Origin of the sequence: Pseudomonas sp. REB1044 (assembly GCF_038813925.1) — a bacterium.
GTDB classification, from domain to species: Bacteria; Pseudomonadota; Gammaproteobacteria; order Pseudomonadales; family Pseudomonadaceae; genus Aquipseudomonas; species Aquipseudomonas boreofloridensis.
In genome coordinates this window covers 1,005,956-1,024,680 of the sequence record NZ_CP046139.1, presented here as the reverse complement: position 1 = coordinate 1,024,680, position 18,725 = coordinate 1,005,956, and the positions used below count along the sequence as shown (strand labels likewise).

General features: G+C 65.7%; 20 protein-coding genes. 5 read left to right on the top strand and 15 right to left on the bottom strand.

The features are described from left to right. Positions 1-5 precede the first annotated feature (5 nt). The 4 genes from GKC70_RS04815 to GKC70_RS04800 form a co-directional block, all read right to left on the bottom strand. The gene (locus GKC70_RS04815) at positions 6-968 is read right to left on the bottom strand and encodes a glycosyltransferase family 2 protein (RefSeq protein WP_039579988.1); all 963 of its coding nucleotides are present in this window, start codon (positions 966-968) and stop codon (positions 6-8) included. Further along, positions 965-1,351, bottom strand: coding sequence for a GtrA family protein (locus GKC70_RS04810; RefSeq protein ID WP_342650608.1), 387 nt, complete (start codon positions 1,349-1,351; stop codon positions 965-967). Before GKC70_RS04810 ends, GKC70_RS04815 begins: the two co-directional genes overlap by 4 nt. After that, positions 1,348-2,859 carry a glucosyltransferase domain-containing protein gene (locus tag GKC70_RS04805; protein ID WP_342650607.1) on the bottom strand — a complete coding sequence of 504 codons (1,512 nt, stop codon included), beginning with the start codon at positions 2,857-2,859 and terminating at the stop codon, positions 1,348-1,350. The genes GKC70_RS04810 and GKC70_RS04805 overlap by 4 nt, the downstream gene beginning before the upstream one ends. A gap of 85 nt (positions 2,860-2,944) precedes the next feature. Continuing rightward, positions 2,945-3,850 carry an EamA family transporter gene (locus GKC70_RS04800; RefSeq protein ID WP_342650606.1) on the bottom strand — a complete coding sequence of 302 codons (906 nt, stop codon included), beginning with the start codon at positions 3,848-3,850 and terminating at the stop codon, positions 2,945-2,947. Between the two features lie 172 nt (positions 3,851-4,022). Here GKC70_RS04800 and GKC70_RS04795 point away from each other — a divergent pair, with 172 nt between their 5' ends. Then, complete coding sequence (locus GKC70_RS04795) at positions 4,023-4,895, top strand: AraC family transcriptional regulator (RefSeq protein ID WP_342650605.1); 873 nt, start codon at positions 4,023-4,025, stop codon at positions 4,893-4,895. A gap of 21 nt (positions 4,896-4,916) precedes the next feature. On the opposite strand, the gene GKC70_RS04790 is transcribed toward GKC70_RS04795, so the two are convergent. The 6 genes from GKC70_RS04790 to GKC70_RS04765 all read right to left on the bottom strand — a co-directional run bounded on the left by GKC70_RS04790 (position 4,917) and on the right by GKC70_RS04765 (position 11,165). Further along, positions 4,917-7,310: a TonB-dependent receptor gene (locus GKC70_RS04790; RefSeq protein WP_342650604.1), complete on the bottom strand. Its 2,394-nt coding sequence runs from the start codon at positions 7,308-7,310 to the stop codon at positions 4,917-4,919. A gap of 130 nt (positions 7,311-7,440) precedes the next feature. Further along, positions 7,441-8,418 carry a FecR domain-containing protein gene (locus GKC70_RS04785; RefSeq protein WP_342650603.1) on the bottom strand — a complete coding sequence of 326 codons (978 nt, stop codon included), beginning with the start codon at positions 8,416-8,418 and terminating at the stop codon, positions 7,441-7,443. Continuing rightward, a complete protein-coding gene (locus GKC70_RS04780) occupies positions 8,415-8,972 on the bottom strand; it encodes a sigma-70 family RNA polymerase sigma factor (RefSeq protein WP_029615014.1) in 558 nt (185 codons plus the stop codon). Before GKC70_RS04780 ends, GKC70_RS04785 begins: the two co-directional genes overlap by 4 nt. Further along, a complete protein-coding gene (locus GKC70_RS04775) occupies positions 8,969-9,295 on the bottom strand; it encodes a DUF3325 domain-containing protein (RefSeq protein WP_295487375.1) in 327 nt (108 codons plus the stop codon). Before GKC70_RS04775 ends, GKC70_RS04780 begins: the two co-directional genes overlap by 4 nt. Continuing rightward, positions 9,295-10,863, bottom strand: coding sequence for a PepSY-associated TM helix domain-containing protein (locus GKC70_RS04770; RefSeq protein WP_342650602.1), 1,569 nt, complete (start codon positions 10,861-10,863; stop codon positions 9,295-9,297). The genes GKC70_RS04775 and GKC70_RS04770 overlap by 1 nt, the downstream gene beginning before the upstream one ends. Beyond that, a complete protein-coding gene (locus GKC70_RS04765; protein ID WP_295487369.1) occupies positions 10,860-11,165 on the bottom strand; it encodes a DUF3649 domain-containing protein in 306 nt (101 codons plus the stop codon). Before GKC70_RS04765 ends, GKC70_RS04770 begins: the two co-directional genes overlap by 4 nt. A 258-nt stretch (positions 11,166-11,423) precedes the next feature. On the opposite strand from GKC70_RS04765, the gene GKC70_RS04760 reads away from it, so the two are divergent. Both GKC70_RS04760 and GKC70_RS04755 read left to right on the top strand, forming a co-directional pair. Continuing rightward, complete coding sequence (locus GKC70_RS04760; protein ID WP_029615012.1) at positions 11,424-11,768, top strand: HPF/RaiA family ribosome-associated protein; 345 nt, start codon at positions 11,424-11,426, stop codon at positions 11,766-11,768. Between the two features lie 160 nt (positions 11,769-11,928). Continuing rightward, a complete protein-coding gene (locus GKC70_RS04755) occupies positions 11,929-12,228 on the top strand; it encodes a DUF3509 domain-containing protein (RefSeq protein WP_342650601.1) in 300 nt (99 codons plus the stop codon). Positions 12,229-12,231: 3 nt separating this feature from the next. On the opposite strand, the gene GKC70_RS04750 is transcribed toward GKC70_RS04755, so the two are convergent. Continuing rightward, positions 12,232-12,705 carry a phosphate-starvation-inducible PsiE family protein gene (locus GKC70_RS04750; protein ID WP_037028783.1) on the bottom strand — a complete coding sequence of 158 codons (474 nt, stop codon included), beginning with the start codon at positions 12,703-12,705 and terminating at the stop codon, positions 12,232-12,234. Between the two features lie 272 nt (positions 12,706-12,977). Between GKC70_RS04750 and GKC70_RS04745 the strand changes: the two genes are divergently transcribed. Next, on the top strand, positions 12,978-13,247 hold the full coding sequence (locus tag GKC70_RS04745; protein ID WP_317871694.1) for a YebG family protein: 270 nt from the start codon (positions 12,978-12,980) through the stop codon (positions 13,245-13,247). 9 nt (positions 13,248-13,256) lie between these two features. Here GKC70_RS04745 and GKC70_RS04740 read toward each other — a convergent pair whose 3' ends face one another. Continuing rightward, complete coding sequence (locus GKC70_RS04740; RefSeq protein WP_342650600.1) at positions 13,257-14,276, bottom strand: Glu/Leu/Phe/Val dehydrogenase dimerization domain-containing protein; 1,020 nt, start codon at positions 14,274-14,276, stop codon at positions 13,257-13,259. 224 nt (positions 14,277-14,500) lie between these two features. On the opposite strand from GKC70_RS04740, the gene GKC70_RS04735 reads away from it, so the two are divergent. Then, the gene (locus GKC70_RS04735; protein WP_029614663.1) at positions 14,501-15,307 is read left to right on the top strand and encodes a tetratricopeptide repeat protein; all 807 of its coding nucleotides are present in this window, start codon (positions 14,501-14,503) and stop codon (positions 15,305-15,307) included. 1 nt (position 15,308) lies between these two features. Here the strand turns inward: GKC70_RS04735 and maiA are convergent, their stop codons facing one another. The 3 genes from maiA to hmgA are packed head-to-tail and all read right to left on the bottom strand — an operon-like array spanning position 15,309 to position 18,546. Then, entirely contained in the window at positions 15,309-15,935 is a 627-nt protein-coding gene (gene maiA, locus GKC70_RS04730; protein ID WP_342650599.1) for a maleylacetoacetate isomerase, read from the bottom strand. A 13-nt stretch (positions 15,936-15,948) separates the two neighbouring features. Further along, on the bottom strand, positions 15,949-17,241 hold the full coding sequence (fahA, locus tag GKC70_RS04725; RefSeq protein ID WP_342650598.1) for a fumarylacetoacetase: 1,293 nt from the start codon (positions 17,239-17,241) through the stop codon (positions 15,949-15,951). 3 nt (positions 17,242-17,244) lie between these two features. Next, the gene (gene hmgA, locus GKC70_RS04720) at positions 17,245-18,546 is read right to left on the bottom strand and encodes a homogentisate 1,2-dioxygenase (protein WP_304484583.1); all 1,302 of its coding nucleotides are present in this window, start codon (positions 18,544-18,546) and stop codon (positions 17,245-17,247) included. Positions 18,547-18,725 lie beyond the last annotated feature (179 nt).

The window sequence follows — 18,725 nt, the reverse complement described above, 5'->3', positions numbered from 1 at the left end:
GCCGGCTACACGGACGGCGTCGTCACCGGGGCGCGCGGCTGCCGCCGCCGCCCCTGCACCTTGCGCACCACATAGCGCGGACGGTGCTTGGTCTCCTGGTAGATGCGCCCCACGTACTCGCCCAGGATGCCGATACCGATCAGTTGCACCCCGCCGAGGAACAGGATCGCCGACAACAGCGACGGATAGCCTGGCAGGTCCACGCCCCACAGCACCTTCTGCACGATCAGGTACACGGCGAAGAACAGCGCGAACAGCGACACCGCGGCGCCGATGTAGGTCCACAAGCGCAGCGGCACCGTGCTGAACGAGGTGATGCCGTCCAGCGCCAGGTTCCACAGCCGCCACAGGCCGAACTTGCTCTCCCCCGCTACCCGTGGCGGGCGGTCGTACTCGATGATCTCGGTGCGAAAACCCACCCACGACAGCACGCCCTTCATGAACAACTGCTGCTCAGGCAACTGGCGGATCGCCGCGACCACCTTGCGGTCGAGCAGGCGGAAGTCGCCGACGTTCTCCTCGATATGGGTGGACGCGATGCGGTTGTGCAGCCGGTAGTACAGGCGCGCGGTCCAGCGTTTGAGTGGGGTGTCGGCGTTGCGGCTGCGGCGCTTGGCCAGGACCACGTCGGCGCCCTGGCGCCAGCGCTCGACCATCTGCGCGATCAGCTCGATGGGGTCTTGCAGGTCCACGTCGATCGGCACCATGGCATCGCCATCGGCGTACTCCAGCCCGGCGAACAGCGCCGACTCCTTGCCGAAGTTGCGCGAGAAGTTGATCACCGTCACCCACTCGTCGCGCAGCGCCAGTTCCGCGCACAGGGCTTCGGTGTCGTCGCTGCTGCCGTCGTTGACGAACAGGATCTCCACCGTCATGCCCTGCAGCGACGGCTCGGCGCGCACGGTGCGGTAGAAGTGCTCAAGGGTGTCCTGCTCGTTGTACACCGGCACGATCAAGGTGATGTTCATGGCGTCCTTCCTCTGAAGACCACACGGCGTGAAAAGCTGTAGCCCAACACCAGGCTCAGCGCGGAAAAGCTAGACAGCGTCAACCACGGCGACAGTTGCGCCCAGTCGGAAATCGCGCCCAAGGCCAGGCTCAAGGCGCCGATGCCGGACATGAACAGCAGGTAGCGGCGCTTGCTGGGGCGTGCGGCGAAGGTGTAGCGGGCGTTGACGTAATACGACAGGCTTGCGGCGGCCAGGAAGGCCAGCAGGTTGCTGGTGGCCTGGCGCAGGCCCAGCAGCAGGTAGAGGCCGAAGAATACCGCCCAGTGGGTCAAGGTGTTACCCACCCCGACCAGGGCATAGCGACGCATCTGCCGCCACAGGCCATGCGCGTGTGGGGTCATGGCAGTGTCCAGGGGCGGCGCTGCGGCTTGGTCACCACGTAGCCCTCGTCCCCGACCAGATAAATGCGATAGAGCCGATTGTCCACGATCGGGGCGAGGGCAGCGCCGGCCAGGGTATCGATCTGCCAAGCAGGCGGCGGACTTCGATTGGTATGCACGTTGATGTAGAACTGGCCAAGGCCGACCTGGGTCATCATCTCGGGCAGCAGCACGAAGTTCGAATTGCGGATGAAGGCCAGTACCGGGACGTGGTCCAAGGTTCCCGAAGCGGCGGGCAGCCAGCCCTCGGACTGGTGCGCGTCCAGCACATAGAATCGCTGGGCTTTGTCCAATTCGCGATGACTGAGGATGTCCTGGCCGATGTACTGGGCGATGGCCGCCGTCTGCGTTTTCTGCGCCTCCAGCACGCGGCCATTGGCATAGGCCAGCGACAGCATCGACAACAGCGGTAGGCAAAGGATCAAAGCTCGATCAGGCGAAGCCTCGCCCAGGCCGAGTCTGGCAAGGAGGAACAGCAGCACCAGCACGCAGGCGAAGCCCATCAAGGTCCGCGCGCCATGGCTGAAGTCAGCGAACACCAGCATGATCCCGGAGGTCATGACCAGCAGCACCAGCACTGCCAGCCCCAGCCCAAGACCGCGTATCAGCAAGACCACAGCGCCTCGCTCACGCAACGACGAGCGAGCCGCGCGCAGCCCGCCCAGCAGCGCCAACAGTACAAGGCCGATGCCCAACATCACATTGCCGGGCGTGAACAACAACGCGACATGCTCGAACACCACGCCCAGCCGCCGCAGCACTTCGCCGGGCCATGCCGAATCGAACGCCAGCAACGCCAGGCGCTGCCCGGACATCCACGGCAACGCCAGCAGCAAGTACAGCACCCCGCCCGACAGCGCCTGAAGCAACCGCCGCCCCGCTGCCCCGAGCACCTTCGTCAGTTCATCGCCACGCAGCAGCCCGCGTACCGCCTCGATGCAGCACAGGCCGACGAACAGGTTCAGCGTCACCTGATAAAAACCCAGGCCGCAGGCGATGAGCGCCGCGCCAGCCAACAGGCGGCGCGGCCCGACGGTAATGGCCAGGATCATCGCCGACACCCCCAGCGCCATCGCCGGGCCGTCGTACTGGTACGACAGGTTCTGCAAAAAGAACGGGCTGTACCACAGCGGCAGCACCACCAGCAGATCGCTGGGTCGCGGCTCGATGAAATAGTGCTGGGCCAGCCGCGCCAAGGCGTAGGCCACCACGGGCAGGACCAGCAGCAACGGCAAGGGAAACAGGTTGATCGCGCCACCGGAAAAGCCCAGACCTGCATGCAGCCACTGGGTCAGCAAACGGCCCTCGCCGCTCCAATGACCGATGGCGGTCTGCGCCCGCCAGACATCGTCGAGGTACATCGCGTCGGCGAGGATCAGCGGCAACACATGCAACGCCAGCGCGCACAGGCAGATCAATTGCGCCTGGCGCAGGGTGAGCGGGCGATTCCATGACGAGACTGACTGCATGACCTACCTGGCGGGATCTGAGGGAGTGGGCCAAGTGTAGACGCTCCCGCGCTGGCGTCTGCTGCAATCCCGCCAGGCACGCCCGTCACTTCATCGCCAAAGCCGCGCCTGGCGCTTTGATCGGTCGTGGCTTGCGAAACACCAGCACATTGCCGGCCATCACCGCCAGCAGGCCCAGCAGCGCCGGTGGCGTCCACTGGTAACCCTCGGCGAAAGCCGAGACGTTCAGCGCCACCAGCGGGAACAGCACGGTGCAGTACGCCGCACGCTCCGGCCCCAGGCGTCCAACCAGGGTGAGGTAGGCGGTGAAGGCGATCACCGAGCCGGGAATCACCAAGTACAGCAGCGAGCCGATATAGCGCGCGTTCCATTCCACGCTAAACGGTACGCCGCTGACCAGGCAGTACAGGCCCAGCAGAATCGCACCGTAGACCATGCCCCAGGCGTTGGTGGTCATCGGCCGCAGGCCCGCCTTCTGCTGCAGGCTGGAGAGCAAGTTGCCCGCCGAGAAACACAAGGTGCCGAACAATGCCAATGCCAGGCCGACCAGGGTTTCGGTACTGGCGGTATGGTCCGACAGTTCAGGCCAGAACAGCAGCCCCAGGCCGAGCAGCCCCAGCGCACCGCCGCCGAGCACATTGGCGGCGATGCGCTGGCCGAAGAACAGCCGCGCGTTCAGGGCGTTCCACAAGGTCGCCGTGGAGAACACCACGGCGATCAGCCCACTGGCGATCCATTGGCTGGCGGTGAGAAAACACATGAAGTTGACGCAGAACAGGCACAGGCCCTGGGCCAGACAGATCAGGTGCCCCCGCCGCCCCATCGGTTGCAGGCGGCGGGTCAGCAGCAGGACGGCGAACAGGATCAACCCGGCCAGCGCGAAGCGGTAGACGATCGAGACCGGGATGGCCACCACGCCCAGTTGCAGCTTCAGTGCGATCCAAGTGGTGCCCCAGATCAGGACGGTGAGCAGGTACAGGGACAGGTTCATAGCGTGGATCCTTGCGCGAAAAGTGACGGCTGGGCGTGCGCGGCCCGACCTCGACCGCCGCAGTCTTCACCGGCTGGCGCCACCGCGCTTGCACAAACTTGCGCTTTTGCGCTGCGCCCTCTGCGCAACGCGCCCGCCGCGCAGTAGGATGCGAGTCACGAGGAACCCGCCGATGCCGCCACTTCATCAACTGCACGTGTTCAATGCCCTGCACAGCTCGCCGCGGGCGCGCCTGGAGTCCAGCGCGCAGCTCGGCGAGGGGCTGGCCGTGGCCTTGTGGAACAACCGGGACGACACCCGCGACTATCAGGCGCCGAGCCACCACACGCTGTCGTGCTACATCGCCGATGGCACGGGCACCTATCGCCGCCAGCGCCCCGCCGACAAAGGCGCGCCGGGCAAGCTGTGCATCATGCCGGCCGGCCATGAGTCCAACTGGGTGATCGACGGCAGCATCCGCCTGGCCCACCTGTACATCAGCGACGAACGCTTCGCCCTCGGTTGCCTGCGCCTGCTGGACCGCGAGCCGCGTCAGATGCAGTTGCACGAAGCGATCTTCATCGACGAGCCGCAGCAAGCCTTGCGCTTTCGTCAATTGATCGACCTGGGCTGGGACGAGCCGGGCGAGCGCCTGCTGGCCAGCAGTCTGGCGCATGCCATCGTCGACCACGCCGTGCTCGGCCAGGTCGGCCTGCGCCAGGGCCTGCGGCTCAAAGGCGGGCTGGCGCCGCACCAGCGCAGGCAACTGACCGACTACATCGAGGCGCATCTCGACCAGCCGCTGGCCCTGGCGGATCTGGCGCAGCGTTGCAACCTGTCCGAATATCACTTCGCGCGGATGTTCCGCGAAAGCTTCGGCCTGCCGCCACACCAGTACCTGCTGGCGCGGCGCCTGGAGCTGGCGTGCCGCCTGCTGCGCCAGGGCGACCTGCCGCTGGGGCAGGTGGCGCTGCTGTGCGGCTTCGCCAGCGCCAGTCACTTCAGCAACCGCTTCCGCCAGGCCCTCGGCGCTACGCCGGGAGCGTATCGCGCCGCGTTTGCCTGAGCCTGCGCGTTCAGCGGGGCGTCAGAACTCCAAGGTGCTCGACAGACTGATCTGCCGTGCATCGCCGATGGCGACGAAGTAACGGTTCACCGCCGAGCTGTAGTAGACCTTGTCGAACAGGTTCTTCACGTTCAGTTGCAGGCGCACCTTGTGCTCGTCCAACCGGGTTTCGTAGCTGGCGAAGGCGTCGGCCACGGTGTAGGCCGGCAGGTCGAAGTCGTTGCTCGGGTTGCCGGCACGCTCGCCCACGTAGCGCGCACCGGCGCCCAGGCGCAGGCGGTCGCCGCCGAACAGGCTGCCGTAGTCGTACACCGCCGACAGCGAGCCGCTGTGGCGCGCCACGTTCTGCAGGCGATTGCCCTTGAGCGCCGGATCCTTGGTGACTTCGGCGTCGGTGAAGGCGTAGCTGCCGATCAGGCTCCAGCGCTCGCTGAGCTGGCCACTCAGGTCGAGTTCGACGCCGCGCGAATTGACCTCGCCGGCGTTGCTGTAGAGGGTTTCGCCCGAGCGTGGATCGAGGTTGGCCACCAGCACGTTGCGCTTGGTGATGTCGAACAACGCCAGGGTGCCGGTGATCTGACCCGGAATATCGAGCTTGGCGCCCAGCTCCCAGGCCTTGCCCTGCTCCGGCGCGATGGAGGCGTCAAGCACGCGCCCACCGGTCAACGGCGCAATGCTGGAATTGGGCTTGAACGACTCGCTGTAGCTGCCATAGAACGACAACTGCTCGTCGACCTTGTAGACCAGCCCGGCATGCGGGGTCCAGGCGTGGTCGCGGGTATCGGTATTGACGTTGAAGGGGCGTCCGCGTCCGGCGAGTTGGTCGTACTGCTGCAGGCGCAGGCCCGCCACGGCGATCCAGTGATCGTCCAGGTGCACGGCGTCCTGGGCGAACAGCGAGTCGGTGCGTAGCTTGTCGGTCTGGTCGCTGTCGCTGGCGCGCACGGTCGTGCCTTCCGGCTCACGACCATAGATCGGGTTCAGGTAGCTGAACCTTGAACGACTGGCCTGGCGGATCAGGTCGGCGCGGTAGACCTTGCGGTCTTCGTGGTCCATGCCCAGCAGCAGGTCGTGCTGCATGCCGGCCAGTTGCACGTTGCCGGTCAGGCTCAAGGTGGCGAACTGGTCGCGACTCATGGCGCCATGGGTGCCGTCGATACTGCGGTTCAAGGTGCCAAGGGCATCGTTGACGCCGGTCACCCGCACCTGGCTGGCATCGTAGGTTTCGCGGTTGAAGCTGTAACCCATGTGCACTTTCCAGTCGTCGGCCAACTGGTGGTCGACTTCCAGGCGATACAGGTCCGAGCGCCCTTCCATGTCGTTGAACTTCTCGTCCAGGCGACGCGTGGCCGGGATGTCCAGCGGGTGGTTGGTACGGTTGCTGATCGCCGTGCCACGGTCGAATGGCGAGAGGAACTCGCGGTGCTCGTAGGCGAAGGTCACCTGGGTGTCTTCGCCGTACCAGGCCAGCGACGGTGCCACCAGCGACTCGCGGTGCACGCCGAAATTGCGCCAGTAGTCTTCGTCTTCGTGGTCGACGATCAGGCGATAGGCCAGGTTGCTGTCGCCCAGCGCGCCGGTACTGTCGAAGCTGCCGCCACTGCCGTTCTTGCCACTGCCGTAGCTGGAGCCGCGCACGGTCAAGGCGTTGTACTGCTGCATCTGTGGGCGCTTGCTGACCACGTTGATCACCCCACCCGGATCCTGGATGCCGTAGAGCAGCGAGGCCGGGCCTTTGAGCACTTCGACCCGCTCGGTGGTGGCGTTGAGGCTGCGGCCCTGCACCAGCGGCATGCCGTCGCGCATGATCGAGCCGTCGCGGTTGTCGCCGAAGCCGCGCTTCATCACCGTGTCGGCGGTGCCGCCGAAGTTGTTGCCCTGAGTGATGCCGCTGACGTTGGCCAACGCGTCGTCGAGGTTGCGCGGGGCCTGGTCGCGTAGCACCTGGGCAGACACCACGTTGATCGCGTGGGGGATCTCCAGGTTCGGGCCCTGGCCGCGCATGATCGAGGCGCTGGCCGGCGGCTGATAACTGAAGTTGTCCAACTGCGAGGTGACGTTGGTGGCTTGCAGGCTGACGGCGCCAGCGGTATCCAATGCCTCCAGGGTGAAGGTGCGGGCGTCGAGACGACGCCAGATCAAACCCGACTGGCCGAGCAACTGCTGCAAGGCCTGTTCGGCGCTCAAGGCGCCGTTCAGCGCCGGTGCCTGCTGGCCGGACAGCGCCAGGGTGTACACCACGCTCTGCCCGGTGGTCTGGCTGAACGCCGCCAGTGCCTGGGCCAGAGGCTGGGCGGGCTGGGCGAAGGTGAACAGCTGGACCTGCTCGGCCGCACGGGCCAGTGGCGCCTGCGTCAGCAGGGACGAGGCGCAAAGACCGAACCAGAGAGGGACGCAACGCGGGGTGAACTTCATGGACGCAGACCTGTGAGGAAACGGTTTGGTTGCGAATGAATCGCACTTTCACTCACTACACGGATGCGAGCCCGTTCCACCTCACCCGCTTTTGAAAATATTTTTCGACGGCGCCCCGGGCCTGCTGCACTCAGCGAATGATCGTCACCCGGCCCAAGAAGGTCTGCGGCGTGAAACCCAGCACCTTGCCCAGCGACGCCAGGGCCTGCAACGGCTCCTGTACCGGGAAACTGCCGCTGACCGGGCGCTGCGCCAACGCCTCGTCGAGCAGCAGCAGGCGTCCTGGGTAATAGCGCTGCAGGTCGTCGACCACCTGCGCCAACGGCACCTGGTAGTAGTTCAGCCAGCCCTGACGCCACGCCAGCCGGCTGTCGCTGTCCACCGTCTGCATTTCTCCGGCGTGACCCTCGGCATAACGCAGTTGCTGATTGGCGACCAGTTCGCGCGGTGTCGCGCCCGGCGCCGGCGTCACCGCCACGCGTCCGCTGCGCACGGTGACCTCGGCGCTGTCGCCGCGCTCGCGCACCTCGAACTGTGTGCCCAGCACCCGTACTTCGCCGCCAGCGGCCTGCACCAGGAATGGCGCGCCGGTGTGGGTCACCTCGAAGAACGCCGCACCACGCAACAGGCGCACACGGCGCTGGCCGGCGGCGAAGTCCAGGGCCACGGCGCTGCCAGCATCCAAGGTCAGGCGCGAGCCGTCGCTGAGCGTGACCTGCCGCACCTGCGCCGCGCTGCGGTAATCGGCGCGCAGATCCTGCAGCCAGAACTGCGGCTGCCAGCCGGCCAGGCTGCCGAGCGCCAGCACCAGGCAGGCCGCCGCCGCCAGCGCGGCGCCACGCCAGCGCCGACGCGTCGATGACGGGCGCATGGCCTGGAGATACTGCTGCAGTTGCGCCTGCTCTTCTTCGGCCAGGCGCAGCGCCGGGCCCTCGCTCTGGTGCCACAGTGCCTGGGCCTCGGCGTAGGCGTCACGGTGCGCCGGGTGCGCCAGCAACCAGCGTTTGAACGCCGCGCCGTCGGCGGCGGCCGGCTGCTCGTTGATACGGCTCAGCCAGCCCAGGGCCATGCGCGACTGCTCGGCGGTGATCGGCTCGGACGGACTCATCGGCGCTCGCTCCCTGGCCTGCGCGTTGCGGTGGCGGGCTCGGCGACACTCGCCTTGCACGCTTCAAGGGCGCGCATCATATGCTTTTCCACCGCACTCTGGGACAGCTGCATGGCCTTGGCGATCTCGCCGTACTTGCAGCCGTGGATACGGTTGAGCAGGAAAATCTGCCGGGTGCGCTCGGGCAGATCGCGCAGGGCCTGTTCGATTCGGCGCAGGTCGTGATCGACCTCCAGCGCCTGCTCGGGCGCCTGGGCCGACGGCTCTTCATCGTCCAGATAAAGCCCCTCGGCCACCCGCCCGCGACTGCCTTCGCTGCGCAAGTGGTCGATGGCCAGGTTACCCGCGCAGCGCAGCAGGTAGGTGTCCAACGCTTCGACCTTGACCGTAGGTCGGCGCCAGAAGCGCAGGAACAGTTCCTGGACCAGGTCCGAAGCCGTGGCGCGACAGCCCACGCGCCGACTGACCAAGGCCTCCATGCGTCCACGCTGGGCCAGGAACACCTGAACGAAGCGCGCCCGACCACCGGCCTCGTCGAGTTCCGGCTCGCTCACGCGGCGAACACCGCCAGCAGCGGCGCCAGCACCAGACTGGCGCCCGCCAGGCCCAGCAGCACGCGCGGCAGGTAGGGCAGGCCGAACACCCACAGGGTCAGGCCGGCCATCAGCAGCGCCGTCCACTCCACCAGCCCCAACGCCAGCCCGCGCACGTGCACGGCCAGCAGCAGCGCCAGCAGCAACAGCGTCGCGCCGCCCACGCGCAAGACCCGCAACTCCACTGCGCGTGGCTTGCGTGCGAGCAACTCGGTGAAGTGCTTGTCCATGGCCAGGCACAGGGCGACCAGCGCCGCGAAGTTGAACAGGGCAACGCTCAGCATCAGTTCGCTTCCAGAGTGGGGCCGGCAGCCTTGTCACGGCCCGCGCGCTTGGCCATGGGCTTGGGCGCGCGCAACATCTTCGCCCCCGCCCAGGCCAGGAACAGCCCAGTGCCCAGGGCGGTGAGGTCGAAGCCGGCCATGGCCCAATCGCCCACGGCGATCGAATGGTTCAGGCCCTGTCCGGTGGTGAGGCCGTTGAGCAGCGGCAGCAGGCCGAACGCCGCCGCGCCTAGGGCCAACTGCTCGCCCCAGGCACGCCGGCCGGGACGCAGCGTGGCATGCACCAGCGACAGTCCCCAAGCCATGAAGAAGGCCCTGATCTCCCACTCGGCGCGGCCTTCGAGCGCCACTGGCACCAGCCGATTGGCCCAGAAGAATGCGGCCACGCCGAGCAGCAGCCCGGCCATGCTGGCGATGTTGAGCACCTCGACCAGGCGCAGTTCGGGCGGCTGACGCTCGCGCTTGGCGTGCTTGAGCTGGCGCTTGCCCAGCCACATCACCAAGCCCGTTCCGATCACCGCCGTGCCGGCGACGCCGAACACGAAATACAGCCAGCGCAGCCAAGGGCCAGCGAAATTGCCCATGTGCAGACCGACGAAGGTGAAGGAGGTCATCATCGCCGCGCTTTCCGCCGCGCCCTGCGACAGCAGCGCGCCGTCGGCGCCGTTGAAGGTCCAGTTGGCGCTGCGCCTGTAGGCGACGCTGTCGGCCGAGGCGCGGCTGAGGGTCACCCGCGCGCTGGCATCGCCCGGATTCTCCACACGAATCAGATTGATCTGTGCGCCCGGCGCTTGCTCCAGCACCTTGTGATACAGGGTCGAGAGCGGCACCTGCGGCGCAGCGCCGAGGCTTTCGATGCTTTCGTCGCGTCCGAACAAGTCGTTGAAGTAACTGTTGGTGTCGCCATAACTGGCGAGAATCCCGGCAGGCATCACCATGTACATGAAGATCACCAGGCTGCTGTAGCTGATCATCAGGTGAAACGGCAGCACCAGCACGCCGATGGCGTTGTGGCCGTCCAACCATGAGCGCTGGCCCTTGCCGGGTCGGAAGGTGAAGAATTCCTTGAAGATTTTCTTGTGGGTGATGATGCCGGTCACCAGCCCCAGCAGCATGATGAAGGCGCAGAACGTCGACAACCAACGGCCCCAGGGGTGTGGCATCTCCAACTGGAAATGGAAGCGATAGAAGAATTCGCCTCCCCGGCTGTCGCGACCTTCGACCGGCTGGCCGCTGGCAGCATCCAGTTCCTGGCCGTTGAAACCGCGCCGCCCCGAATGCTCGGGCTCGCGATAACCAACGCTCAAGGCCGCCTCGCGCTCGCTGGGCAGGCGAATGAACCAGGTGCTGGACTGGGCGGCATGGGCTTGCAGGTAGCGCTGGGCCAGATCGAGGCTCGCGGCCCGGTTCAACGGATGGCTCTGGATCTCCGGCTTGGTCCAGTGGGTGATCTCTTCCTTGAAGTACGACAGCGTGCCGGTGAGGAAGATGGCGAACAGCAGCCAGCCGAAGATCAGCCCGGTCCAGGTGTGCAACCAGGCCATGGCCTGACGGAAGCCTTCCTTCATGGCTGCTTCACCCACCAGGCCAAGACACCGACCGCGCCCAGCACCAATGCCGGCAGCAGCACGCCCAGCCAGGCGCGCAGCGCGCTACGGCAAGCGAAGCACCAGAGGAAGGCGAGCACGTAGAACACGAACGACAGCATCATCCCGGTCAGCGCCGCATCGACCTGGGCACCCGGCATCAGCAGGCTGGTGCAGACACTCACCGCCGAAGCCAGCAGATAACCGCCGAACAAGGCGGCGAGGCTGCGCGAGGTGACGGCCAGGCGATAGCGCAAAGGCAGGCCGGCGGCTTGGCTTTTCATGGTGCGGCAGTCCGAAGCGAAGATGAAGATGTGCAATAGTAATGATTTCAATTCTCACAAGCAAAGCTTCGAGACGGTCCGCCTCCAGAGACTCGCCCGTCGCAGCGCGGGCGCGAATGCAACAGCACATTTATTTTCAGCCAGGGGTTGAAATCCCTTGGCGCTTGCCTGACGTTAGAGTCAAGAGGCGAAGCATTTCCAAGGGCCTCAAGGGCCTGAGCACGCCTCCACGCGAGCAAGCTGAATAAGGATTGAATCATGCAAATCCAGGTCAACAGCAGCAACCATATCGACAGCAGCAGCCGTCTGAACGAATGGGTCCGCAGCACGCTGGAAAGCACGCTGCAGCGCTACGAGGATGACCTCACCCGCATCGAGGTCCACTTGCGTGACGAGAACGGCGACAAGGCCGGTCCGCAAGACAAACGCTGCCAAATGGAGGCGCGGCCCAAAGGCCATCAACCGATTTCAGTCAGCCACACCGCCGATTCGCTGGACCATGCGATCGAAGGCGCGGCGAACAAGCTGAACAATGCCTTGGAACATCTGTTCGGCAAGCTGCGTAGCAAGCGCAGCGTGTTGCAGCCCGTCGAAGAAGAATGACGGTTCACTGAAAACGCCCGGTGCACTGCACCGGGCGTTTTCGCGTGCGGCCTTCAGGGCATTCAGGGCGCCCTGATGCGGGCTCACCTCAGCGACGACGCTGAACCATCTGCCCTGTCCGTCGGTCAATGCTTGCACACCTTTGCGAAGATGCAGGCCCATGACCAATCCCTTCGACCTGATCAGCGACGCCTTTGCCCCGCATTACCGGGTCAACCTCAGTATCGAACGCCTGGACGGCAGCATCATGCTGACCCTGTCCAAGGACACCGGCGTGGTCGCCAAACGCCTGATCAGCGCCGCGCAGCGCAACGACCCGGTGCGCCTGCGCCGTGTGGTCGACAGCATCCGCCTGGGACTGGCCATCGAGCAGGGCGAAGACGCGCTGGAACTGCTCGCCGCCATGACCGACCGCGGTGCCCATGAGCGGGTACTGCAGACGGCGGGCATCGCGCGCTAGGCGTCAGACCTTGCCGTCGTCCATGTCCTTGCCGCTGGCGTCGATCACCCGGGTCGACGGATAGCGGTACGAGGCGTAGCGCACCACCAGGATCGCGAACGCCAGCAACAGAATCCCCCCACAGACGTACAGCAGGCCCACGTCCGGCGCCTTGTGGTGCGACACATCGCCGATCAGCAGGCGGGTGAGCGCGGTAATCGCCACGTAGAGCAGGAAGCGGATGGGCATGTGGTTGGTCTTGAAATAGATCCCCACCATCGCCCCGAGCTCCAGGTAGATGAACAGCAGCAGGATGTCATCGACGCTGATGCCGCCCTTGGACAGCATGTCGATGAAGGTCAGCACCGCCGCGTAGGCAGTGATCGCCCCGATGCCGAACAACGCCAGGTAGTGGAAGGACTCGACGCACAGGTTGCCCAGTGAGTCGGCGGAGCCGTGCAGGCCCTTGCGCAGCTTTTCAGCCCATTTGATGTTCACGATCGTTCGATTCCCCATGACGACAGGCAGCATGATGCGTCAGCCTTGTGACGCTTGTGGCATGCAGTTAAAGGGCCAGGCCCCGTGCTTGGAAGGCGGCCGAGCGCCGCACGACACCTATGGTCATCAACTGGCGACAGGGCGCCCGCTAAAATCAAATGGCCACTCGCCAGGTCAGTGGCGATAGACTAGGCTCGACACTGTATAAAAATACAGCTATCGTGCACCCCATATTTTCCAACCCATATACGCAAAAGGCACAGAGGTGATGAATGGCCGTCGAAGTGGTGTACCGCAGCAGCCGCGACCCGGAGCGCTTGTTCATGGATAAAGCCGAAGCCGATCGTCATGACAAGATGCTCGAATTGGCCGAGCGCCTGGCCGAAGTCCTGCAAAAAGCCGTGCCGTCGCTGAACGAGCAGCAGGTGGAGGAAGCGGGTATCTACATGGCCAAGAACCGCGACGTGTTCGCCCGCGCGTTCAAGAGCCAGCCCGACGCATTGGCCGAGTTGCTCGAAGACACGCCTGCCGAAGCCGGATAGGCCGGAATCTCACCCATACAACAGCCGCTCGGCAAGCCAGTGCGCCACGCGCGCAGGCGAGCGTTTTTCGGCTTGGGCGTGGGCGAACACTTCGGTCAGCCGCTCGGGAATGCGGGCCAGATGCGCGGTGATGGTGCGTGGGTCGGCGCCACGGTGGGTCAGGGCCACGTGAATCAGGCCACCGGCGTTGATCACATACTCCGGCGCGTAGAGAATCCCGCGCGTCTCCAGTCGGTCGGCCACCTGCAAGTCGGCCAGTTGCTGGTTGGCGGCACCGGCCACCGCTGCGCAGCGCAAGGTCATCACGTTCTGTGCATTGAGCACCGGTCCGACACCACAGGGTGCGAACAGGTCACAGGGCGTGCTGATCAGCGCGTCGTGCGCCACGGGGTGCGCATCGAGCTGCTCCACCGCCAGCCTCACCCGCCCGGGGTCCAGGTCGCTGACCAGCAGTTCGGCGCCGGCCGCATGCAGTTGCTCGGCCAGTGCATAGCCCACGTTGCCCAAGCCCTGCACGGCCACCCGCAGCCCTTCGAAGTTGTCGCTGCCCAGGCGCGCCATGGCCGTGGCGCGAATGCCTGCGAACACCCCCAACGCTGCGTGCAGCGAAGGATCGCCACAGGCTGTCGTGCTGCTGACATGGGGCGTGGCTCGGGCGATGCAGTCCATGTCCTGAACGGACGTCCCGCTGTCCACCGCCGTGATGAAACGCCCTTGCAGGGTGTCGACGAAGCGCCCGAATGCCTCGAACAACGCCGCCCGATTCTCGACATGGACATTGCGCAGGATGACCGCCTTGCCCCCGCCGAACGGCAAACCGGCCAACGCCGCCTTGTAGCTCATCACCTGCGCCAGTTGCACCGCCTCGCTCAGTGCACGCTGCTCATCGGCGTAAGGCAGGTAGCGACAGCCGCCCAATGCCGGTCCCAGGTGCTGGCTGTGGATGGCCACCACGGCCTTCAGGCCCGTGTCCGGATCGGTCCACAGGTGCAGGGACTGGGTGCGGGTGCTTTGCATGAGCGCGAACATCGACGGGCTCCCCTTCGCGGTGCTCATCCAGTATAGGCAGTTCGCCATCGCCCGGGCGTCGGCCAGACCACTGGACGAACGCGCCTACCGAGGCTACACCTCAAGTGTCCTGTCTCGAACATGTGCTGCTCAGGTTTGCCAGTGACCGCTTCCCCCCAAGCCACTCGGCCCAACTGAAACCGCGGATGTTCGAGACAGGGCATTTGTGTGTGCGGAGAAGTCCCATGAACCCACGTCACGCCTGCCTGGCCTGCCTCGACCGCTCACCGGTCGCCCTGTTGGAAGCCACCTTGTGGATCGCCGCGGAGCACCACCGCGACGTGGATGTGCCTGCCTGCATCAGCCAATTCAACGGCCTGTATCAGGACATCAATGCCCGCCTGCCGATGCTGCCAGTGGTCGAGCTGGCTCAGCCGCTGTTGCGCCAACTCAGTGCCCTGGGTTTCCAGCAGGACGAGTTCCATCCGCTGCGGCCTCAGGCTGCGCTGATGGACAACGTGCTACAGCGCCGACGCGGCCAGCCGTTGCTGCTGGCGATTCTGACGCTGGAGCTGGCACGACGCTTGTCGATTCCGCTGGAAGGCGTGAACTTCCCCGGCCACTTCCTGCTGCGGGTGCCGGGGGCGGATCATCTGCTCGACCCCTGCGGTGGCCGACGCCTGTACCCCAACGACTGCCGCGAACTGCTGGCCCGCCAGTACGGTCCGCAGACGACCCTGAGCGCCGAGCACCTGCGCGGCGCCACGCCAGCGCTGATGTTGCAGCGCCTGTCACGCAACCTGCGCCAGTTGCACATCAGCAACGACAAGCCCCTGGCCGCGCTGATCGATGCCGAGCGGGTGATGCAGTTGGGGCCGGTACAGGTCACCGACTACCTGACCCGCGCCGCGCTTTACCAGCAACTGGATTGTCCCCAGGCCGAGCGCTTCGACCTGGAGCACGCGCTGCTGTTGACCGATGATCCGATGCAGCGCCTGAAACTCAGCGATCGCCTCGGACAACTGCCCACGGCCACGCGCTCGATCCACTGATTCAAGGCGTATCGGCTTGATTCGCCGGATGCGCGGCGATGAATGCCGGATGCTGCCCAGCCAGGGCAGCGACACGAAGAATGCGCGCAAACGGCGCCAAGTCGACCTCGAATCGCTCAGCCGCGTACACCTGTGGCAGCAGGTACACATCCGCCAGCCCCGGCGCCGTACCGAAGCAGAAGCCCTCATCGCCGATCAGCCGTTCCACCGCCGCCAACCCTTGGCTGATCCAGTGGCTGATCCATTGTTTGACCTGCGCCTCGTCATGGCCGAGCTGACGCAGGTGGTTGAGCACGCTGACGTTGTGCAGCGGATGCACGTCGCAGCCGATGAGCGCGGCCACAGCGCGTACCCTGGCGCGTGCCTCGGCACCCTGGGGCAATAACGCAGGGTCGGCAAAGCACTCTTCCAGGTACTCGATGATCGCCGACGACTGCACCAACAGCGCGCCGCTGTCGCAGCGCAGCGCCGGCACCCGGCCCTGCGGGTTGAGTGCCAGGTAGTCGGCGCCGCGCTGCTCGCCCTGCAGCAGATTGACCGGCAGCGCCTGATAGCCAAGGCCTTTGAGCGCCAGGGCGATGCGCACCCGATACGACGAAGTGGAGCGGTAGTAGGTGAACAGTTGCATCGCCCTGCCCTCCTCAGTTGGCCGCGACGATCCTGCCGCGACACTCGCCGAAGCCGATGCTGGCAGCGCCTGCACGGCTGCAACGGGCACGCAGGATGATCTCGTCGCCGTCCTCGAGGAATGTGCGCACCTCGCCGCTGGCCAGTTGCACCGGCTGCTTGCCGCCCTCGGTGATCTCCAGCAGGCTGCCGAACGAGCCGGGCTCGGCGCCCGACAAGGTGCCGGAACCGAACAGATCGCCCGGCTGCAACTGACAGCCATTGACGCTGTGGTGGGTGACCATTTGCGCCACGGTGAAGTACATGCTGCGGCTGTTGCTCAAGGTCAGGCGATGGGCCGGCAGGCCTTCGTCGCGCATGCGCTCGGTGAGCAGCAGCACTTCCAGCTCGATGTCCAGGGCACCTTGGGCCTGGTCGCGTTCGTCGTACAGGTACGGCAGCGGCTGCGGATCGCCTTGCGGACGCGGTGCCTGGGCGCTGCGGAACGGCGCCAGGGCCTCGGCCGTCACCACCCAGGGCGACAGCGTGGTGATGAAACTCTTGGACAGAAACGGACCGAGCGGCTGGTACTCCCAGGCCTGGATGTCGCGCGCCGACCAGTCGTTGAGCAGGCAGTAGCCCGCCACGTGCTCGGCGGCATCGCCAATGGCGATGGCCTGGCCCATCTCGTTGCCCTGGCCGATCCAGATGCCCAGTTCCAGCTCATAGTCCAGCCGTGCACAGGGACCGAAGGTCGGTTCGCTGTGCCCGGCCGGCAAGGTCTGACCCTTGGGACGGCGCACAGGGGTACCGGACGGGCGCAGGGTGGACGCACGGCCATGGTAGGCAATCGGCACATGCTTGTAGTTGGGCAGCAGCGGGTTGTCTGGGCGGAACAGCTTGCCGACGTTGCGGGCATGCTCGATGCCCACGTAGAAATCGGTGTAGTCACCCACCTTGGCCGGCAGGTGCATCTGACACGCGTGCGCCGCATGCAACGCGCTGGTCAGCGCCTGCTGATGCGCACTGTGTTCGCCCAGCAATGCCTGCAAACGCTCCCGCAAGGCCACGCGCGGCCCTCGACCCAGGGCGAAGAAGGCATTCAGCGCACCGCCTCGGGTGGCCTCGACGGCCGCCTTGGCCTCCCCCTCCAGAAGGCCCAGGGCCAGCACCGCCTCCAGATCGAGAATTGCATCACCGATGGCCACGCCGCAGCGTGGCGTCTGGCCCGCTGGGCTGAAAATGCCCAACGGCAGGTTCTGCAGGGGGAAATCGCGATGCCCGTTGGCGTGTTCGACCCAGCTACGGGCCATGGCGGTTTGGTTCATCGGTCATCTCCGGTTCGGGTTGAAGGTGCTCGGCAGGCTTGCCCAGCAGCGGTCGTAGTCGGTTTGCAGCTGCGCGCTGTCGAGGGCCTGCTGGCTGGGTCGCAGCACCTGGCTGGTCTCGAACATGAAGGCCATGGTCTGTTCGATCTTGTGCGGCGCCAGTTGGGCAGCGATGGCCTTGTCACAGGTTTCGGCATCTGGACCGTGGGCGCTCATCACCCCGTGCAACGAAGCCCCGCCGGGCAGGAAGCCTTCGGCCTTGGCGTCGTAGGCGCCGTCGATCAGGCCCATGAACTCGTTCATCAGGTTGCGGTGGAACCACGGCGGGCGGAAGGTGTTCTCGGCCACCATCCAGCGCGGCGGGAAAATCACGAAGTCCAGGTTGGCCAGGCCCTGCACGCTGCTGGGCGAGGTCAGCACGGTGAAGATCGACGGGTCCGGATGGTCGAAGCTGACGGTGCCCAGGGTGTTGAAACGCCTCAGGTCATACAGATACGGCACGTTGCTGCCGTGCCAGGCGACCACGTCCAGCGGCGAGTGCTGCAACTCGCACGCCCAGTGCTCGCCGAGGAATTTCTGCACCAGTTGCACCGGCGCCTGGCGGTCTTCGTAGTGCGCCACCGGCGTGAGGAAATCACGCGGGTTGGCCAGACCGTTACTGCCGATCGGCCCCAGGTCGGGCAAGCGCAGCGGCGCGCCGTGGTTTTCGGCGATGTAGCCGCGGGCCTGGCCGTCGAGCAGTTCGACACGAAACTTCATGCCGCGCGGGATCACCGCGATCTGCTGCGGCTCGACCTGCAACACACCCAGCTCGGTGGCGATGCGCAATCGGCCCTGTTGCGGCACCAGCAGCAACTCGCCGTCGGCGTCGAAGAACACCCGGTCCATGCAGCGGTTGGCCGTATACAGGTAGATGCTCACGCCAGCAGGGCTGCTGGCCTCGGCATTGGCCACCATGGGTCGCCAGCCTTCGATGAAGTCGGTGGGCGCGTCGGGAATCGGCTGAGGATTCCAGCGCAGGCGATTGGGATTGCCAGGTGCGAGCGGGCCAGCCAGGGGTTGGCGCTCAAGGCGCTCGAAGCGTGGGTGCAGCGCCGAAGGTCGGATGCGATACAGCCAGGTGCGACGCAGTTCGCTGCGCGGCATGGTGAACGCGGTGCCGGACAGGAGTTCGGCGTACAGGCCGTAGGGCGCTTTCTGCGGCGAGTTCTGTCCGACCGGCAGGGCACCGGGCAGCGCTTCACTGGCGAACTCGTTGCCGAAGCCGCTCAGGTAGGTGAGATCGGCAGAGGTGTCGCGGGTCATCAGGGCCTCCGGGCTCGGGGAGCCGTCGCTGGCGGGCGGTGTCGCTTCGGCTCGGCACAGCCCGAGCACTGTTGGCGCAACCCACGCCCTGGAAAATTATTTTTATCGTAATCCAATTACGAATAACGTAATTTGCCGCTACGCCCGCGTCAAGCTATAAAGGCGCCACGACGACTCCC

What these genes read in the sequence shown, in the direction of transcription:
- GKC70_RS04815 (WP_039579988.1), bottom strand. Translation starts at nt 968, where the DNA reads ATGAACATCACCTTGATCGTGCCGGTGTACAACGAGCAGGACACCCTT.
- GKC70_RS04810 (WP_342650608.1), bottom strand. Translation starts at nt 1,351, where the DNA reads ATGACCCCACACGCGCATGGCCTGTGGCGGCAGATGCGTCGCTATGCC.
- GKC70_RS04785 (WP_342650603.1), bottom strand. Translation starts at nt 8,418, where the DNA reads ATGAGTCCGTCCGAGCCGATCACCGCCGAGCAGTCGCGCATGGCCCTG.
- GKC70_RS04755 (WP_342650601.1), top strand. Translation starts at nt 11,929, where the DNA reads ATGACCAATCCCTTCGACCTGATCAGCGACGCCTTTGCCCCGCATTAC.
- GKC70_RS04775 (WP_295487375.1), bottom strand. Translation starts at nt 9,295, where the DNA reads ATGCTGAGCGTTGCCCTGTTCAACTTCGCGGCGCTGGTCGCCCTGTGC.
- GKC70_RS04770 (WP_342650602.1), bottom strand. Translation starts at nt 10,863, where the DNA reads ATGAAGGAAGGCTTCCGTCAGGCCATGGCCTGGTTGCACACCTGGACC.
- hmgA (WP_304484583.1), bottom strand. Translation starts at nt 18,546, where the DNA reads ATGACCCGCGACACCTCTGCCGATCTCACCTACCTGAGCGGCTTCGGC.
- GKC70_RS04740 (WP_342650600.1), bottom strand. Translation starts at nt 14,276, where the DNA reads ATGTTCGCGCTCATGCAAAGCACCCGCACCCAGTCCCTGCACCTGTGG.
- fahA (WP_342650598.1), bottom strand. Translation starts at nt 17,241, where the DNA reads ATGAACCAAACCGCCATGGCCCGTAGCTGGGTCGAACACGCCAACGGG.
- GKC70_RS04765 (WP_295487369.1), bottom strand. Translation starts at nt 11,165, where the DNA reads ATGAAAAGCCAAGCCGCCGGCCTGCCTTTGCGCTATCGCCTGGCCGTC.
- GKC70_RS04800 (WP_342650606.1), bottom strand. Translation starts at nt 3,850, where the DNA reads ATGAACCTGTCCCTGTACCTGCTCACCGTCCTGATCTGGGGCACCACT.
- GKC70_RS04790 (WP_342650604.1), bottom strand. Translation starts at nt 7,310, where the DNA reads ATGAAGTTCACCCCGCGTTGCGTCCCTCTCTGGTTCGGTCTTTGCGCC.
- GKC70_RS04795 (WP_342650605.1), top strand. Translation starts at nt 4,023, where the DNA reads ATGCCGCCACTTCATCAACTGCACGTGTTCAATGCCCTGCACAGCTCG.
- maiA (WP_342650599.1), bottom strand. Translation starts at nt 15,935, where the DNA reads ATGCAACTGTTCACCTACTACCGCTCCACTTCGTCGTATCGGGTGCGC.
- GKC70_RS04805 (WP_342650607.1), bottom strand. Translation starts at nt 2,859, where the DNA reads ATGCAGTCAGTCTCGTCATGGAATCGCCCGCTCACCCTGCGCCAGGCG.
- GKC70_RS04760 (WP_029615012.1), top strand. Translation starts at nt 11,424, where the DNA reads ATGCAAATCCAGGTCAACAGCAGCAACCATATCGACAGCAGCAGCCGT.
- GKC70_RS04745 (WP_317871694.1), top strand. Translation starts at nt 12,978, where the DNA reads ATGGCCGTCGAAGTGGTGTACCGCAGCAGCCGCGACCCGGAGCGCTTG.
- GKC70_RS04735 (WP_029614663.1), top strand. Translation starts at nt 14,501, where the DNA reads ATGAACCCACGTCACGCCTGCCTGGCCTGCCTCGACCGCTCACCGGTC.